This window comes from Microbacterium sp. CFSPD4_SD4, assembly GCF_057364585.1.
In genome coordinates, this window is record NZ_JBNFOC010000005.1 from 59622 (window position 1) to 76200 (window position 16579).

Genomic DNA, 16579 nt, shown 5'->3' on the forward strand with positions numbered 1-16579 from the left:
TTCCGCGGGAGCGGTGTCAAGTCCGCGGCGTGTTTTCGTGTCGCTACCGTGATGCAGCGGATTCGCGCGCCCGCAGGAGGGTCTGCAGCGGGCCGAACGCGGGGGCCTTCTCGCCCCGGATCTCGGCGAGGAGGATGCGCACGGCGCGCCGCCCGAGCTCGGGGAAGTCCTGGTGCACCGTGCTCAGCGTCGGCGCCACGTGCGCGGCAACCGGGATGTCGTCGAAGCCGATCACGCTCACGTCGTGCGGCACGCGCAGCCCGGCGTCGCGGAATCCGTGCAGCAGCCCGATGGCCATGAGGTCGTTGGCCGCGAACACCGCCGTGAAGTCGCGCCGCAGCGAGAGCTCCTTGCCGGCGAAGTACCCGAAGTCGGCCGTCCAGTCCCCGCGGATCGGCGGGAACGTGGGCAGGTCGGCGTCGCGGAGCGCATCCAGATACCCGCGCATCCGGGACTCCGCCTCGATCCAGTCCTGCGGCCCGGCGAGGTGGAGGATGTCGCTGTGCCCCAGCGCGATCAGGTGCTCGGTCGCCGCCTTCGCCCCCGCCACCTGGTCGGCGGAGAGGCTGACGCCGTCCGATCCCGAGGCGGTCTGCAGGGTCACGAAGGGCATGGTGACGTTCATGCCGCGCAGGACATGGAAGACGCGCACCTGCGGCGCGAGCACCACGATGCCGTCGACCTGCTCGCGTTCGAGCTGGCGGACCGCGTTGCCGATCGCCTCCGGCGTGGTCGCGGGGAGGTTGAGCGTGGAGACGGAGTACCCCTCCTCGCGCGCCGCGTCCTCGATGCCGGCGATGGACGACGTCGGTCCGAACTCGCCGATCGTCGCGGACAGGATGCCGAGCATGTTCGACTTGCTCGTCACGAGCGCGCGCGCCGCCAGATTGGGACGGTAGTCGAGCACAGCGATCGCGTCGAGCACCTTCGCCTTGGTCTCCGGGCGGATGCTGGGATGGTCGTTGAGCACCCGGGAGACGGTCTGATGCGAGACGCCGGCGAGGCGGGCGACGTCGCGGATGCTCGGCATGCGGGCACGCTCGGAGGAGGTGGACATCCAGCCTCCTCGCGTGTGCACGGTCACATGACTACTTCATTATGTCTGCGATGACCCGCCGGGTGCACCTCGACCGTGCGTACGCTCCTCGCCGCTCGGACGCGAGGGAATCGGGCAGGCTCAGCCGATGATGCGGGCTCCGGGGACGGCGCCGTGCACGTGCAGCGGATCGAGCCCGTCCTCGCGGAGGGTCGTCTGCACCGCCTGCGCGGACTCGGGATCCGCGCAGAGGAGGGCCACGGTGGGCCCGGAACCGGACACGAGACCGTGCAGCGCACCGGCCGCGACCCCGCGTTCGATGGTCTGCGCCAGATCCGGTCGCAGGTCGAGCGCGGCCGCCTGGAGGTCGTTGTGGAGCGCGTCGGCGAGCTGCCAGGCGTCTCCGGTGCGCAGCGCCTGCAGCACCGGGATCGGCACGTCGAGCGAGAGCGGCGGATCGTCGGCGAGCGCCCCCTCCTCCTCGCGCAGCTCGTCGAGCCGGGTGTACACGGCGGGCGTGGACAGCCCCTCGTCGCTGGTCACCAGCAGCCAGTCGAAGCGCCCGCGGGCGAGCGCCGGGTTCAGCTGATCGCCGCGGCCGGTGCCCACGGCGGTGCCGCCGTGCAGCGCGAAGGGGACATCCGCACCGAGTCGCGCGGCGAGGTCGTGCAGCCGCGCAGCCGAGAGTCCCGTGCCCCACAGGGCGTCGCAGGCGACCAGGGCGGCCGCGGCGTCCGCGGACCCTCCGCCCATACCGCCGGCGACCGGGACGCTCTTCCGGATCTGCAGCGCGACCCCTCCGGGGTGATCCGTCGCCGTCGCCAGCAGCTTGGCGGCCCGCATCGCAAGGTTCCGGTCGTCGAGCGGAACCGAGCCGTCGTCCTCCACCCCGGTCACCGTGATCGAGAAGTCGTCGGCGTCCCTGGCGATCACGTCCTCGTACAGCGAGACCGCCTGGAAGACCGTCGCGAGGGCGTGATAGCCGTCGTCATGGCGCCCGCCGACACCGAGGTAGACGTTGATCTTCCCCGGCGCGCGCACGTGCACGGACCCGGAGGACGCGGCGAGGCTCATGAGCAGGTCACAGGTCCGACGAGGTCGCCCACAGGTTCACGTCGATGGCGCCGGCGAGCTCGTCGATGCGGCGGAGCTCCTCGTCGGTGAACGCGGGACCGTCGAGGGCGGCGAGGTTCTCGTCGAGCTGCTCCGTCCGGGAGGCGCCGATGAGCGCCGAGGCGACGACCGGGGTGCGCAGCGTCCACTGCAGCGCGAGCTGCGCGAGCGACTGCCCCCGGCCTTGCGCGACCTCGTTCAGCGCCCGGAGGGTCTGGACCGCGTCCTCGGACAGCTTGCCGTTCGGCAGCGAACCGCGCTGCTGTGCGCGTTCGGCCGTGCCGTCGCCGAGGTACTTGTCGGTGAGCAGCCCCTGGGCGAGCGGGGTGAAGGCGATGGCGCCGAGGCCCGACTCCTCCAGGGTCTGCGTGAGGCCGTCCTCGATCCAGCGGTTGAGGATCGAGTACGCGGGCTGGTGGATGACCAGGGGCGTCCCCAGCTCCTTCGCCACGGCGACGGCCTCGGCCGTGCGCTCCGCGCTGTACGAGGAGATGCCGACGTACAGCGCCTTGCCCTGGCGGACGAGGGTGTCGAGCGCGCCGACGGTCTCGGCGATCGGGGTGACCGGATCGACGCGGTGGGAGTAGAAGATGTCGACGTAGTCCAGCCCCATGCGGGTGAGCGACTGCTCGGCGCTGGCGAGGATGTACTTCCGGCTCGCGTAGTCGCCGTACGGTCCGGGCCACATGTCCCAGCCGGCCTTCGACGAGATGATCAGCTCGTCGCGGTACGGACGTAGGTCCTCCGCGAAGATGCGGCCGAAGTTCTTCTCGGCCGAGCCGTACGGCGGGCCGTAGTTGTTCGCCAGGTCGAAGTGCGTGATCCCGTTGTCGAACGCGTGACGCAGGAGCGCCCGCTGGTTGTCGAGCGGGATGTTGTCGCCGAAGTTCCACCAGAGGCCCAGCGAGATCGGGGGCAGGTAGAGGCCGGAGGCGCCCACCTGACGGTAGGCGAACCGTCCGTAGCGGCCCTCGTCGGCGGCGTACGGACGGTGCAGTTCGGGGACGTCGGGGCGGAAGCGGGGGGAGTCGGTCACCGTGCCAGATTAGCCGCTGACGCCGGAACCCTCGATCGCCGTTGCGTGCTGGGCGATCCGCTGGTAGTCGTCGACCGTGAGGTCCTCCCCGCGGGCGGTCGGCGCGACGCCGGCGGCGGTCAGCACCTCGGTTGCCGCGGCCGAGCTGCCGAAGAGGCCGGAGAGGGCCTGCCGGAGCATCTTGCGCCGCTGGTTGAAGGCCGCGTCGACGATGGCGAAGGTGCGCCGGCGCTCCTCCACCGGGCCGCGCTCGCCCTCGGAGCGGTCGAAGCCTACGAGGAGGCTGTCGACGTTCGGCACCGGCCAGAACACCTGGCGGGAGACGTTCCCGGTGAGCTTCCACTCGCCGTACCAGGCGGCCTTGACGCTCGGCGAGCCGTAGATCTTCGACCCCGGCTTCGCGGCGAGCCGCTCGGCCACCTCCGCCTGCACCATCACGACGCCCCGCTGCAGGTACGGGAACGTCTCCAGGAAGTGCAGCAGGACCGGCACCGACACGTTGTACGGCAGATTCGCGACGAGGACGGTCGGCTCGCCGGGCAGCTCCGTCACGCGGAGGGCGTCCGCGTCGACCACCGTGAGCATCCCCTCCGGCACGCCGTGCTCGTCGGCGGTCTGCGGCAGGCGGGCGGCCAGGCGGTGGTCGATCTCCACGGCGGTGACGGCGGCCCCCGCCTCGAGGATCGCGAGGGTCAGCGACCCGAGTCCCGGTCCGACCTCGACCACCCGCTCCCCCGGCTGTACACGGGCGGCCTGGACGATCTTGCGGACGGTGTTCGCGTCGACGACGAAGTTCTGTCCGAGCTTCTTGGTGGGGGTGACATCGAGCTCGGCGGCCAGACGGCGGATCTCGGTGGCCCCGAGCAAGGTGACGGTCATGGTCCCATTCTCCCGGATGACGGGCCGTGCCCGGTTCCTGGGTGATGTCCGTGATCATCGCTATCCTTCGGAGGTGCCCTCCCTCGGTGAACTGATCGCTCCGCGGCGCCTGGGCAGGGATTTCCGCTGGCTGCTCGCGTCGTCGTGGACGAGCAACATCGGAGACGGTGTGGCGCTGGCCGCCGCTCCCCTGCTCATCGCGTCGATGACGTCGTCGCCGATCCTCGTGGCCTCCGGCGCCATCCTGCAGTTCCTACCGTGGCTGCTCTTCGGACTGCACGCGGGGGCCATCGCCGACCGCTTCGATCGGCGGCGCCTGGTGATGACCGCCAACGCCGTGCGCGCCGTCGTGCTCGCGGCCCTCTGCGTGTTCCTCGTGACGGGAACCGCGAACATCGGGATCGTCCTCGCCGTCGCGTTCCTCTACGGCACCGCCGAGGTCTTCGTCGACACCGCGGGGAGCACATTGCTGCCGATGCTCGTGAAGCCGGCAGACCTCGGTATCGGGAACGCGCGCCTGCAGGCCGGGTATCTCGTCGCCAACCAGTTCGCCGGGCCGCCGCTGGGCGCGTTCCTCTTCGCCGCCGGGAGCGCATGGCCGTTCCTCGTCGAGGTGCTGTGCGTAACGCTCGCGATCGTCCTCATCTCCCGCATGGCCCGCACGCCCGTCCCGCCGCGGGAGACCGAGACCCACCCACCGGTGCACACCGACATCGCGGAGGGTCTGCGCTGGCTGTGGCGCAATCCGCCGGTGCGCATGCTCGTGCTCATCATCCTCGTCTTCAACGTGACCTGGGCCGCGCCGTGGGGCGTGCTCGTGCTCTACGCCACCGAGCACCTGCAGATGGGGCCCGTGGGTTACGGCGCGCTCACCACGGCGTCCGCGGCGGGCGGCATCCTCGCGACTCTGAGCTTCGGCTGGCTGGAACGGCACGTGTCGTTCGCGAGCCTGATGCGCATCGTCCTCTCGCTCGAGGTGCTCATGCATCTCGCGTTCGCGCTGACCACCACGGGCACGGTGGCCCTCGTCATCATGTTCTTCTTCGGGGCGTACGCCTTCGTGTGGGGCACGATCTCCACGACCGTCCGGCAGCGCCTCGTCCCCGCTTCCCTCCAGGGGCGCGTGGCCTCGGTCAACATGGTCGGCGTCTTCGGCGGCATGATCGTCGGTCAGGCCCTCGGCGGCGTCATCGCGCAGACCTGGGGCCTGACGGCACCGTGGTGGTTCGCCTTCGGCGGGGCGGCGATCACCCTGGTGCTGGTGTGGAAGCCCATCTCGCACATCGTCAGTGCCAAGCCCGTCGCCGAGACCGGGCCCGAGGACGTCGATCCGGAGGGTCAGCCGGCGAACGAGCCGTAGACCCGCAGCGTGTTCTCGGCGAGCTGCGCGGAGAGCTCGTCCACATCGAAGTCGAGCTCCGCGGCCAGGAAGCGCACCGTGAGCGGCACGAGGTACGGCGCGTTCGGGCGGCCCCGCAGCGGGACCGGCGTGAGGAACGGAGCGTCCGTCTCGACGAGGAGGCGGTCGAGCGGGGTGACCTTCAGCGCGTCGCGCAGGTTCTGCGCGTTCTTGAACGTCACGTTCCCGGCGAACGACAGGTAGTAGCCCGCGTCGGCGCACACCCGGGCCATCGCCTCGTCGCCGGAGAAGCAGTGGAAGACGGTGCGCTCGGGGGCCCGACCCGCGTCAGCGTCTCCAGCACGGCCTCGTGCGCATCCCGGTCGTGGATCTGCATCGCGATGCCGTGCTTCTTCGCGAGCGCGATGTGCCCCTCGAAGGAGGCGAACTGCGGCGCACGGCGCTCCGGTTCGGTGCGGAAGAAGTCGAGCCCGGTCTCGCCGATCGCGCGCGTGCGCGGATGGGCGGCGAGCTCGTCGATGACCGCGAGCGCCTCGTCGAGGCGCCCCTCCTCCGCGTACGTCGGGGCATCGTTCGGGTGGATGGCGACCGCGGCGAGGACCCGGGGGTCGGACGCGGCGGCCTCGACCGCCCAGCGGGACGACTCGATGTCTCCGGACGCCTGCACGACGCCGATGACGCCGACGGCCTCCGCCCGGTCGAGCTGGGTCTTGAGAGACATGGGCTGGTCACCATCGGCGATCTCGAGGTGCGCGTGGTTGTCGTACACGGGCACCGCGAGGGGCTCCGGGGCCGCCGGATAGGTCCGGTCCTTGCGCCCGTCGCCCGAGCGCTCGCGCACGTAGGTCTCCGCCATGGTGTCCTGCCCGGATGTCAGGCCGTGGACTCCACGCGCGGGAAGAGCGGCGCGAGGCCGTTGACGCTCGTGCCCGGCTTCAGCACGCCCCAGGCCCCCGCCTCGCGGATCGGCTGGTCCTGCAGCCGCCCGAGGGTCTCCGCGGCGCCGAGCGCGATCCACAGCTTCTCGGTCGACTGCGGCATCACCGGCGACAGCAGTACGGCCAGCGCCCGCAGCCCCTCGGCGCAGGTGTAGAGCACGGTGCCCAGACGCTCGCGCTGGTCCTCGTCGCGGGCGAGCGCCCACGGCTCGTTCTCGGTGATGTACCCGTTGAGCGCGTCGACGATGGTCCAGATCGCAGAGATCGCCTCGTCGATGCGGAACTGGCCGATCGCGGCGTCCGCCTTCGTCGCGGCGTCCGCGACGAACCTCTGGATCGCGAGGTCGGCCTCGGTGTACTCGGCCGCCGGCGGCACGATGCCCTCGAAGTACTTCTCGATCATCGCGGTCGTGCGCGAGGCGAGGTTGCCGAAGCCGTTCGCGAGCTCGGCCTGGTACCGCGCGGAGAGGTCCTCCCAGGAGAACGAGCCGTCCTGACCGAACGCGATCGCCGACAGGAAGTAGAAGCGGTACGCGTCGGAGCCGAAGACGTCGGTGATCTCGGTCGGCGCGATGCCGGTGAGCTTCGACTTCGACATCTTCTCGCCGCCCACGAGCAGCCAGCCGTGCGCGAAGACGCCCTTCGGCACATCGAGCCCGGCCGCCATCAGCAGCGCCGGCCAGATCACGGCGTGGAAGCGCAGGATGTCCTTGCCGACCACGTGGTACGCGGGCCAGCGGCGCGCGAAGGTCTCCTCGTCGGAGCCGTAGCCGACGGCCGTGGCGTAGTTGAGCAGCGCGTCGACCCACACGTAGATGACGTGCGACTCGTCCCACGGCAGCGGGATGCCCCAGTCGAAGGTCGAGCGGGAGATCGACAGGTCCTTGAGGCCCTGGCTCACGAAGGAGACGACCTCGTTGCGCGCCGAATCGGGCCGCACGAAGTCGGGCTCGGTCTTGTAGAGCTCGAGCAGGCGGTCCTGGAACTCGCTGAGCTTGAAGAAGTAGTTCTTCTCCTGCAGCAGCTCGAGCGGCTTGGAGTGGATGGCGCAGACCTTCAGCCCCTCGAAGGGACCGGTGCCGTCGACGATCTCGGACTCCGGCTTGAACTCCTCGCAGCCCACACAGTAGAGCGCCTCGTACTCGCCCGCGTAGATGTACCCGCGGTCGTAGAGCCGCTGGAAGAACGTCTGCACGTTGGTCTCGTGCCGCTCCTGCGTGGTGCGGATGAAGTCGTCGTTCGCGACGTCAAGGGTCTTCAGCAGCGGGAACCAGCTCTCGCTGACGAGCTTGTCGACCCACTCCTGCGGGGTGACGCCGTTGGCGGCCGCGGCCCGCAGCATCTTCTGACCGTGCTCGTCGGTGCCCGTCAGCATCCAGGTGTCGTCGCCCGCCTGGCGGTGCCACCGTGCGAGCGTGTCGACGGCCACCGTCGTGTACCCGTGACCGATGTGCGGCACATCGGAGGGGTAGTAGATGGGCGTGGTGATGTAGAAGGAGTCGCCAGCGGGCATGGGGACAATTCTAGGTGCCCCCATGCCCGTGGTTACGCCGTGCGGCTGGTCAGAGCCCATTGCGGCGGGCGACCTCGCCGAGCCAGGCCAGCGAGGGCTTCGGGAACCGCTCGAAGGTCTCGTGGTCGAAGCCGATGAGACCGAACGTCGGCCGGAATCCACTCGCCCACTCGTAGTTGTCCAGCGCGCTCCAGTGCTGGTAGGCGCGGACCTCGACGCCGTCGCTGATGGCGCGGTGCAGCCCCTCCAGCGCGCCCCGCGTGTAGGCGATGCGCCGGGTGTCGTCGGCCGTGGCGATGCCGTTCTCCGTGACGAGCACGGGGACGCCGCCGCTGCGCTCCCACGCGCTCCGCACGCCCAGCTCGAGGGCCTCGGGGAAGAACTCCCAGCCCGTGAGCGTCGTCTCCACGTCCGGCGACACCGGCAGTGGCCCCTCCGGACCGATGAACGTGCGGGTGTAGGCCTGCACGCCCACGAAGTCGTCTCCGGCGGACTGCTCCAGGTACCAGTGGTCGCGCGGGTCGCCGTACGTCGCGAGCATCTCGTCGGCGCCGGGCTCGCCGGTGGAGTGGAAGGCCTGGGTGGCGATCGTCCAGCCCGCCTGCACCCCGGGAACCGTGTGCAGGATCTCGGCCGCGCGCCGGTGGGCCGTCAGCAGCGTGTCCGCGACGCCGAGGTCGGGATTCGGCAGGCCGTAGGCGACGAGGTTCGCCGCATCCTCGCCTCCGGCCAGCATCGCCGCGATGTTCGGCTCGTTGATCGTGCACACGTAGCGCACGCCGTCGAGGATCGGCAGCACGGTCTCCACATAGCGGGAGAACAGGTCCACCGCGTCGTCGGCACGCCAGAAGCCGTCCTTCTGGAACCACTGCGGCACCGTGAAGTGCATGAGGGTGACCGTCGGGTCCAGCCCGTTCTCCCTGGCGGTGTCGATCATGCGGCGGTAGTGGTCGAGCATCGCCCGCGAGACGAACCCGCGCTCCGGCTCGATCCGCGCCCACTCGACCGAGAACCGGTAGGAGTTCAGCCCGGCCTCGGCGAGCAGCCGCATGTCCTCCGGGTAGCGGTGGAAATGGTCGGCGGCGTCACCGGAGGGCTCGACCATGGGCGAGTCGGGGGCGTGTTCCATCGCCCACCAGTTGCTCGTGGTGTTGTTACCCTCCACCTGATGGGCGGCGGTCGCGGCGCCCCAGAGGAAGCCGTCGGGGAATGCGAGCACGGATGCGCTCCTCTCTCTTTCTTGCAGTCGTTCGGCGCGTCAGCGGGCGCGGGCGGGGTTCGGCACGGCGTCGAGCAGTTCGACCGTGTACGGGTCCTCCGGATGCTGCAGCACCTGGGAGGTCTCGCCCCGCTCGACGACGCGGCCGCTGTTGAGCACGAGGATGTTCTCGGTGACGAGCCGCGCGCTCAGCAGATCGTGGGTGATGTAGAGCATGCTGATGCCCCACCGTTCGCGGAGGTCCTCCAGCAGCGCGAGCACGCCGGCGCGGAGCGACACGTCGAGCATCGACACCGGCTCGTCCGCGATGAGCACCTGCGGGTCGCTCGCGAGCGCCCTGGCGATCACCACGCGCTGCCGCTGCCCGCCGGAGAGCTGGTGCGGCAGCTTGGCGGCGAACTGCTCGACGGGCGTCAGGCCCACCGTCTCCAGCAGTTCGAGCACCCGGGCCCTGGCCTCCGCCCCGCGCAGCCTCGTGTAGTTCACGACGGGACGGGTCAGGGCGTACTCGACGGTGTGCAGCGGGTTCAGGGCCGCGTACGGATCCTGGAACACCATCTGCACGTCCTTGCGGAGGTCGCGGAGTCCTCGGCGCTTCAGGGCCGCGACATCGACATCGCCGAAGCGGATGCGGCCGGAGGTCGGCTTCTCGACGCCGGTGAGCATCTTCGCGATCGTCGACTTGCCCGAGCCGGAGGCACCGACCAGCGCCAGCGCCTCCCCCGGCTCCAGCCGGAAGGACACGTCGTCGACCGCGACGACCGGATCCTGCCCGCGGCGCGGTGCCGGATAGCGCTTGGTCACGCCCTCCACGACGATCGCGGCGTCGGCCCGCCGGGCGTCCCGCGGAGACACGGTCGGCAGGGTCTCGGTGACGTCCGTACGGCTGCGTCCCTCCCGGCGACGGGTGCCGAGATCGACGAACCCGGGGATCTCGATCTTCTCGGCGCGCGGGTCGGCGTAGTGGCTCAGCAGCATCCGGGTGTACTCGTCCTGCGGGCGGTGCAGGATGTCCTGACTGCGGGCGTCCTCCACGATGCGGCCCTCGTGCATGACCATCACCCGGTCGGTCGCCTCGAGGACGATCCCGAGGTCGTGGCTGATGAGGATCGCCGTGAAGCGCTCGGACCGCTGCAGCTCCTGGATCGTGTCCATGACCGCGTGCTGGACGAGGACGTCGAGCGCCGTCGTCGGCTCGTCGAACACCATCAGCTGGGGTTCGAGCGAGAGGGCGAGGGCGATCGAGGCGCGCTGCCGCATGCCGCCGGAGAGCTCACCGGGGTATCGGTCGAGCACCTCCGGCTTGAGCCCCACCTTGCCGACGAGCTCCCGCGCCCTGGCCTGGCGCTGCTCGGCGGGCACATGACCGTGCGCGGCGAAGATGTCGCGGAAGTGGTTGCCCACGGTCCGCACGGGGTTCAGCGCGTTCATGCCGGACTGCAGCACCATCGCGAAGCCGCCCTGCCGCTGACGCCGCAGTTCTTCGGCGTCGAGCTCGCGGATGTCGCGGCCATCGAACAGGATGCGTCCGCCGCTGATGCGCGCCGGCGGCTTCTGCAGCCGCGTGAGCGCGAAGCCGAGCGTGGACTTGCCCGACCCGGACTCGCCGACGAGCCCGACGAACTCGCCGCGCCGGAGCGCGAACGACACGTCGCGCACGGCCGGCACTGGCTCCTGCCCCGGGGAGGCGTACTCCACGGACAGCGACTGGACGTCGAGGAGGATGTCGTCGTGCTCCATGGCGCTCATCGGCCCTTCCCTTCGCGCAGGCGCGGATTGGAGATGCCGTCCACGCCGAAGTTGATGAGTGTGAGGCTGAGGGCGAGCAGCGCGATGCACAGACCGGGCGCGAACAGCAGCAGCCACTGGCCGGTGAGCAGGGAGTTCGAGTTCTGCGCCCAGTAGAGCATCGTGCCCCAGCTGACGATGCTGGAGTCGCCGAGGCCGAGGAATTCCAGGCCCGCCTCGGCGAGGATCGCCGCCGTCGCCGCTCCGAAGAGGGTGCCGGCGATGATCGACGTCATGTTCGGCAGGATCTCGCGGAAGACGATCCGCGCCCTGCTGTCGCCGGAGAACTGCGCCGAGGTGACGAAGTCGTTGCCGCGGAGGGACTGGGTCTGGCTGCGCAGCACGCGCGCACCCCACGCCCATCCCGTCACGACGATCACGGCGATGATCATGAGGATGCCGCCGTTCTGCAGGTAGGCCGCGATCACGATCATCAGCGGCAGGCCGGGGATCACGAGGAACAGGTTCACGATGAACCCGACGACCTCGCCCGCGAACCCGCGCATGTAGCCCCAGCTCAGACCGATCAGCACGGCCACGATCGTGGAGAGGAGCCCGGCCGCGAAGCCCACGAGGAGGCTGACCTGGGCACCGTAGATGAGCTGGCTGAGCACGTCCTCCCCGGCCGCGGTCGTGCCGAGCCAGTGCTCCCACGAGGCGTCGGCGTTGCGCGGGAACCCGTTCTCCTTCGGGCCGTACGGAGCCAGGAGCGGGGCGAACACGGCGACGAGCACGAAGAACGCGAGGAGGCAGAGGCCGATGCGGGCCTTGCCGTTGGACCACAGGGTGCCGACCATGCGGCCGAAGGCGCGCCACGGGCTGGGCGCCGCGATGCGGGCGGTGGGGACCTTGACGGTCACGGTGCTGGGGGTGGGGTTCGGGGTCGTCATCGGCGAGTCCTCGGGTCGAGAACCCCGTAGAGGATGTCCACGAGGAAGTTGGCGATGAGCACGCTCACGGTGATCATCAGGAAGAGCGCCTGCATGAGCGGGTAGTCCTGCCCGATCACGGCGTTGAACAGCAGGTAGCCGATGCCCGGATAACCGAACACCTGCTCGACGAGGATCGAGCCGCCCACCACGCCGCCGAGCGTGAGCCCGAAGCCGGTGAGGTTCGGCAGGATCGCGTTGCGGGCCGCGTAGCGGAGGGCGATCGTGCGGCCGCGGAGGCCGTTCGCCTCGCCGAAGGTGATGTAGTCCTCGCCGAGCGTGTTGATCATCGCGTTACGCATGCCGATGATCCAGCCGCCGAGGGAGGTGAGCAGGATCGTCAGCGCCGGCAGGAACGCGTGCCGGACGAGGTCGACGATGAAGTCCCAGGTGAAGCCCGGGGTGGTCGTCGCCGAGTAGGCGCCGGTCGTCGGGAACCAGTGCAGCACGTAGCCGAGGAAGAACAGCAGCAGCAGCGCCGTCCAGAAGTACGGGAACGTGCTGAGGAACGACCCGGTCAGCGTCGGCAGGGAGTCCAGCCACGTGCCGCGCCGCCAGGCGGCCATCACGCCGATGAGGGTGCCGATCACGAAGGCGAGGATCGTGACGATGCCGACGAGGCCGAGTGTGTACGGCAGCGCGGTGGAGACCATGCTCGACACGGTCTGCGGGTAGAACGTGTACGAGACGCCGAAGTCGAGCCGGACGACCTGGCCGAGGTAGGCCACGTACTGGTCCCACATCGATCCGGTCGGCACTCCGAGCTGCGCCTCGATCGCGGCGCGCGTGGCGTCCGAGACCGGACCGTTCTGGGAGAGCTTCGCGATCGCGGCGTCGGCGGGAGAGCCGGGCATGAGTCGCGGGAGGAAGAAGTTCAGGGTGATCGCGGCCCACAGGGTGAGCAGGAACAGGCCGATCTTCTGGAGGACGTACTTCACTGGTCTCCCCCGTCCGTGCGCTTCAGGTGGGTGAAGATGCCCAGCGGCGCCGAATCGTAGTTCTGCGGGATCATGTACGGATCGTCCGCGGAGGGCCAGCCGGTGAACTTCGCGTCGTTGAACAGGCCCCAGATCCCGCCGTAGTACAGGCCGATCACGGGGACCTGCTCGTACACGATGCTCTGCAGCTCGTGCACGATCTCAGTCTGGCGGTCGGGGTCGATCGTGGCGCGGTACTCCTCCAGCAGGGCGTCGGCCTCCGGGGAGCGGTAGCGCTCGAAGTTGTTGGTCGTGACCTCGCCGGCCGGCACGTAGAAGTCGCTGGAGAGCAGGCTGTTGTAGGCCTGGTACACGTCGCCGTTGCCCATGCCGCCGATCGCCATCTCGAAGTCGCCGGTGCCGATCGCGCTCTGGTAGCCGGCGGGCTGCGGGAGCTTGAGCGACACCTTGACGCCGACGTCCGCGAGCTGGCGCTGCACGGTCTGGGCGGCGCGCGTCCAGTCGGAGTATCCGTTGGCGGTGGTCAGCGAGAACGCGAGCTGCTCGCCGTCCTCGCCGACGAGCTGGTCACCCTGCAGGGTGTACCCGGACTCGGCGAACGCCGCGAGCGCGGCGTCGCGGTCCTGCGCGAGCATGCCCTGGTCCGGGATCTCCGGGTCGAGGTACTTCTCCTGGTTGGGCAGGATGAGGCCGGTCTGCCCGGCGGGCTGCATGTAGCCCTCGGAGGCGGTCTCGGCGATCTCCTCCCGGTCGAGCGCGAGCGCGATGCCGCGACGGACGTTCACGTCGTCGAACGGGGCGACCTCGAGGTTGGGCACGAGCGAGATGACGCCACCCGGCGGGAACCACCAGGTGTTGTCGGGACTCGCCGCTCCCCAGGTGCCCTCGACGTCGGAGATGAAGGAGTAGGCCCAGTCGTAGCCGCGGGTCACGGTGTCGAGCTGGGTGTTCGTGGCCGGCAGGATGATGTGCTCGATCTCGATCTTGTCCGCCTGCCAGTAGTCCGGGTTGCGGTCCATCGAGTACTGCTGGTCGTTGTAGTTCCCGAGCACGAACGGGCCGGTGCCGACCGGCTCCTCGTTGCGCCAGGTGGCCGGGTCCTCCACGTCGGCCCACAGGTGCTCGGGCACGATCATGGTCTGCCCGAGGATCGAGAGCGACGGCGCGTCCTCGCCCTGGAGGTGGAACACCACGTCGTCGCCGTCGACCTCGATGCGGTCGATGTGCTGCCACGCGCCCTTGATGTCGAGCGAAGGCTCGTCCTTGATGAGCTGGAACGTGAAGGCCACATCCTCCGGGGTGAGGGGCTCGCCGTCGCTCCACTCCACGCCGTCGCGGACCGTCATCACGATCGTGCGGGCGTCGGGCTGGGTCCACTCGGACGCGAGCCACGGGGTGAGCTCGCCGTCGAGCGGGTTCACCAGGATGAGCGGCTCGTAGATCCACCGCGAGGCCGTCCGGGTGTTCGTGAGGTAGGGGTTGAAGTTCTGCGTGAAGAACGGGTTGCCCTTGTCGGCGTTGATGAGCATCGTGTCGTCGCCGATCGAGGGGTCGGGCTGCGAGCTGATCTGGATGCTGCAGCCGCTGAGCGCGACCGCTGCGGCTGCGAGCCCCACGACGGCGGCGCGGCGCCAGCGTCGGAAGGTGTGCGTCTCTGCCACTGGATGACCTCATGTCGTCTCTGTCATGAAGGGCGCCCCGGGGGGTGGGGAGTCCTGCCGGCCGAAGCCGTACACCAGATTGTAAGCGCATACATTTTGAATCGGCAACCCCGTGGCAAGCCAGGAGACCCTCCGGGGCGGCGCGGTCGCGTCGGCTCAGGAGGGGCGCGTGGAGCTCTCGCGGAGGAGGATCTGGAGGGGCAGACGCGTGGTGAGCGGCGGGGCGTCCGGCTGCTCCAGCCGTCGCGCGAGCACCTGCACCGCCGCGCGTCCGAGCTCGATCATCGGCTGCCGGATCGTGGTCAGCGGCGGCGACACCAGGGTCGCCGCCTCGATGCCGTCGAACCCCGTGACGAGGACGTCGTCCGGCACCCGCACGCCCGCCCCGCGGAACACGTCCATGGCCCCGAGGGCCATCTGGTCGTTGGCGGCGATGAGCGCGGCGGGCACGCCGTCGCGCGCGAGCCGCTCCCCCGCCCGACGCCCGGAGGCGCGGGTGAAGTCGCCCCGGAGGATGCGTACCGCTGCCGGGTCGCGCCCCGCGGCGGCGAGCGCGGTCGACACGCCCTCCCACCGCTGCTCGGCGTCGGGCGAGTCGGCCGGGCCGGCGAGGAACGCGATCTCCCCCTCCCCGACCTGGGACAGCACGTGACGGGTCAGCTCCCCCATCGCCTCGACGTTGCTCACCGTGACGTGGTCGTAGGCATCGCCCCGTGGCGGTCCGGACAGCACGACCACCGGGATACGGCGGGCCAGCCGGGCGAGCACGGCGTCCGGCACGCTGCGGGCGAGCACCATGAGCCCGTCCACGCGGCCGGCCATGTCGCGGACGGTGGAGCGGTCGGGATCGTCGCGGCCGACGCCCACCATGAGCACGAACCCCTGCTTCCACGCCTCCAGCTCGGCGCCGCGGAGGACCTCGTCGAGGAACAGCATGGAGGAGTGCGGCGCGTCCTGCTCGTCCGACACGACCGTGAACGGCGGGCGGGCGGCGGCGGACAGCACGTCGAGGGGCGGAGCGTCCTCGGCGGCGTCGAATCCGGGGAAGTACAGCCCCAGCACCCCGGTCCGGCGCTCCGCGAGACCCCGCGCGCTCCCACTGGGGACGTACCCCAGCGCGGCGACCGCGTCGAGCACCCGCTCCCGGGTCACCGGACGGACGGCCTCCGGCGAGCGCAACACCCGCGACACGGTCGCGATCGACACTCCGGCGCGGTCGGCGACGTCGTACACCGTCGCGGCCTTGCTCACGCGGACTCCTCTCGCTCGCGGGTTCTGGTTCTGGTTTCTGGTCCGGGTCCTGGTCCTGTCAGCGTAGGACAGTCTCCCCCGGTGCCCCCGTCCCCTCCCGCGCGCGGGCGCAGATTCGCGTCGGTGTCGCAGGGATGGGGCCAGTCTCTGCGACACGGTGCATATGTCCGACACGGTGCAGACCTGCGAGGGCGTGCCTGGACGGGCGGGTCAGGAGCGGAGGGCGCGGAGGGCTCCGTGCGGGCGGGAGCTGATCTCGCCGGGTTCGCGCTCGCGGGTCTCGGACCACTGCAGCTCGAGACCGGCCGCGGCGAGCAGCGGGGACAGGGCCTCCGCGGTCCAGAAGAAGGAGGGGGCGACAGCATGAGAGAAGATCACCCGGGGTTCGCCGACGAAGTACCCGAGGAGCAGGCTCCCGCCGGGGGCGAGCACCCGGGCGAACTCCGCGAACACGTCCGGGAGCTCGGCCGGAGGCGTGTGGATCACGGAGTACCACGCGAGGACGCCGCCGACGGTGCCCGATGCCTGCGGCAGCGTCCGGAACGACCCGTGATGGAACGAGAGGTGCGGATACTGCGCCCGCGCCCCGTGGATGAAAGCCGAGGAGAGGTCGATCCCCTCGACGTCCCGCCCCTCGCCCCCGTGCAGGAAGGCCGTCCAGTGCCCGGGGCCGCAGCCCGCGTCGAGCAGCCGCCCCGGGGTCTCGTCACGCCACCGCCGGATGAGCTCGCGGTCGCGCGGATCCATCAGCCCCAGGTCTCCCGCGACCTCCCGGTACTCCGCGGCCCTCGCGTCGTAGGCGCGCGCGACCGGGTCCTGTCCCGCGGGAGGTCGCAGATCCGCGCTCATGTCGCACCCGCCCCCCGCATCCCTGCGACCCCGGTGCGAATCTGCGGGGGAATCCTGTCCCGCGGGAGG

General features: G+C 70.4%; 13 protein-coding genes and 1 pseudogene. 1 reads left to right on the forward strand and 13 read right to left on the reverse strand.

The annotated features are described in order from the left end of the window. Positions 1-43: 43 nt before the first annotated feature. The 4 genes from AC2W7E_RS09675 to rsmA form a co-directional block, all read right to left on the reverse strand. Positions 44-1057 (reverse strand): LacI family DNA-binding transcriptional regulator, encoded by a 1014-nt coding sequence (locus tag AC2W7E_RS09675; RefSeq protein ID WP_025105618.1) that lies wholly within the window; start codon positions 1055-1057, stop codon positions 44-46. Positions 1058-1177: 120 nt separating this feature from the next. Then, positions 1178-2110 (reverse strand): 4-(cytidine 5'-diphospho)-2-C-methyl-D-erythritol kinase, encoded by a 933-nt coding sequence (locus AC2W7E_RS09680; RefSeq protein ID WP_303709444.1) that lies wholly within the window; start codon positions 2108-2110, stop codon positions 1178-1180. Positions 2111-2117: 7 nt separating this feature from the next. After that, positions 2118-3185 carry an L-glyceraldehyde 3-phosphate reductase gene (mgrA, locus tag AC2W7E_RS09685; RefSeq protein ID WP_085606093.1) on the reverse strand — a complete coding sequence of 356 codons (1068 nt, stop codon included), beginning with the start codon at positions 3183-3185 and terminating at the stop codon, positions 2118-2120. Positions 3186-3194: 9 nt separating this feature from the next. Next, entirely contained in the window at positions 3195-4064 is an 870-nt protein-coding gene (gene rsmA / locus AC2W7E_RS09690; RefSeq protein WP_126893584.1) for a 16S rRNA (adenine(1518)-N(6)/adenine(1519)-N(6))-dimethyltransferase RsmA, read from the reverse strand. A gap of 73 nt (positions 4065-4137) precedes the next feature. Between rsmA and AC2W7E_RS09695 the strand changes: the two genes are divergently transcribed. Continuing rightward, a complete protein-coding gene (locus tag AC2W7E_RS09695) occupies positions 4138-5424 on the forward strand; it encodes an MFS transporter (protein WP_025105614.1) in 1287 nt (428 codons plus the stop codon). On the opposite strand, the pseudogene AC2W7E_RS09700 reads toward AC2W7E_RS09695, so the two are convergent. The 9 genes and pseudogenes from AC2W7E_RS09700 to AC2W7E_RS09740 form a co-directional block, all read right to left on the reverse strand. Then, positions 5403-6280, reverse strand: a pseudogene (locus AC2W7E_RS09700) (TatD family hydrolase). The gene AC2W7E_RS09695 and the pseudogene AC2W7E_RS09700 overlap by 22 nt on opposite strands. 17 nt (positions 6281-6297) lie before the next feature. Further along, a complete protein-coding gene (gene metG, locus AC2W7E_RS09705) occupies positions 6298-7875 on the reverse strand; it encodes a methionine--tRNA ligase (protein ID WP_485989000.1) in 1578 nt (525 codons plus the stop codon). 49 nt (positions 7876-7924) lie between these two features. Then, the gene (locus AC2W7E_RS09710; RefSeq protein WP_485989001.1) at positions 7925-9094 is read right to left on the reverse strand and encodes a glycoside hydrolase family 1 protein; all 1170 of its coding nucleotides are present in this window, start codon (positions 9092-9094) and stop codon (positions 7925-7927) included. A gap of 39 nt (positions 9095-9133) precedes the next feature. Beyond that, on the reverse strand, positions 9134-10834 hold the full coding sequence (locus tag AC2W7E_RS09715; RefSeq protein ID WP_085606103.1) for an ABC transporter ATP-binding protein: 1701 nt from the start codon (positions 10832-10834) through the stop codon (positions 9134-9136). Between the two features lie 5 nt (positions 10835-10839). Further along, a complete protein-coding gene (locus AC2W7E_RS09720; RefSeq protein WP_025105609.1) occupies positions 10840-11772 on the reverse strand; it encodes an ABC transporter permease in 933 nt (310 codons plus the stop codon). Then, entirely contained in the window at positions 11769-12749 is a 981-nt protein-coding gene (locus AC2W7E_RS09725; protein ID WP_025105608.1) for an ABC transporter permease, read from the reverse strand. Before AC2W7E_RS09725 ends, AC2W7E_RS09720 begins: the two co-directional genes overlap by 4 nt. Continuing rightward, entirely contained in the window at positions 12746-14410 is a 1665-nt protein-coding gene (locus AC2W7E_RS09730; protein WP_303709437.1) for an ABC transporter substrate-binding protein, read from the reverse strand. The genes AC2W7E_RS09725 and AC2W7E_RS09730 overlap by 4 nt, the downstream gene beginning before the upstream one ends. Before the next feature lie 156 nt (positions 14411-14566). After that, the gene (locus tag AC2W7E_RS09735; protein WP_338566473.1) at positions 14567-15661 is read right to left on the reverse strand and encodes a LacI family DNA-binding transcriptional regulator; all 1095 of its coding nucleotides are present in this window, start codon (positions 15659-15661) and stop codon (positions 14567-14569) included. A gap of 210 nt (positions 15662-15871) precedes the next feature. Continuing rightward, entirely contained in the window at positions 15872-16510 is a 639-nt protein-coding gene (locus tag AC2W7E_RS09740; protein WP_485989002.1) for a class I SAM-dependent methyltransferase, read from the reverse strand. Between the last annotated feature and the right edge of the window lie 69 nt (positions 16511-16579).

Bases quoted from the DNA above. Each gene is read 5' to 3' on its own strand.
- AC2W7E_RS09680 (WP_303709444.1), bottom strand. From the start codon at position 2,110: ATGAGCCTCGCCGCGTCCTCCGGGTCCGTGCACGTGCGCGCGCCGGGG.
- AC2W7E_RS09715 (WP_085606103.1), bottom strand. From the start codon at position 10,834: ATGGAGCACGACGACATCCTCCTCGACGTCCAGTCGCTGTCCGTGGAG.
- AC2W7E_RS09720 (WP_025105609.1), bottom strand. From the start codon at position 11,772: ATGACGACCCCGAACCCCACCCCCAGCACCGTGACCGTCAAGGTCCCC.
- AC2W7E_RS09675 (WP_025105618.1), bottom strand. From the start codon at position 1,057: ATGTCCACCTCCTCCGAGCGTGCCCGCATGCCGAGCATCCGCGACGTC.
- AC2W7E_RS09740 (WP_485989002.1), bottom strand. From the start codon at position 16,510: ATGAGCGCGGATCTGCGACCTCCCGCGGGACAGGACCCGGTCGCGCGC.
- rsmA (WP_126893584.1), bottom strand. From the start codon at position 4,064: ATGACCGTCACCTTGCTCGGGGCCACCGAGATCCGCCGTCTGGCCGCC.
- metG (WP_485989000.1), bottom strand. From the start codon at position 7,875: ATGCCCGCTGGCGACTCCTTCTACATCACCACGCCCATCTACTACCCC.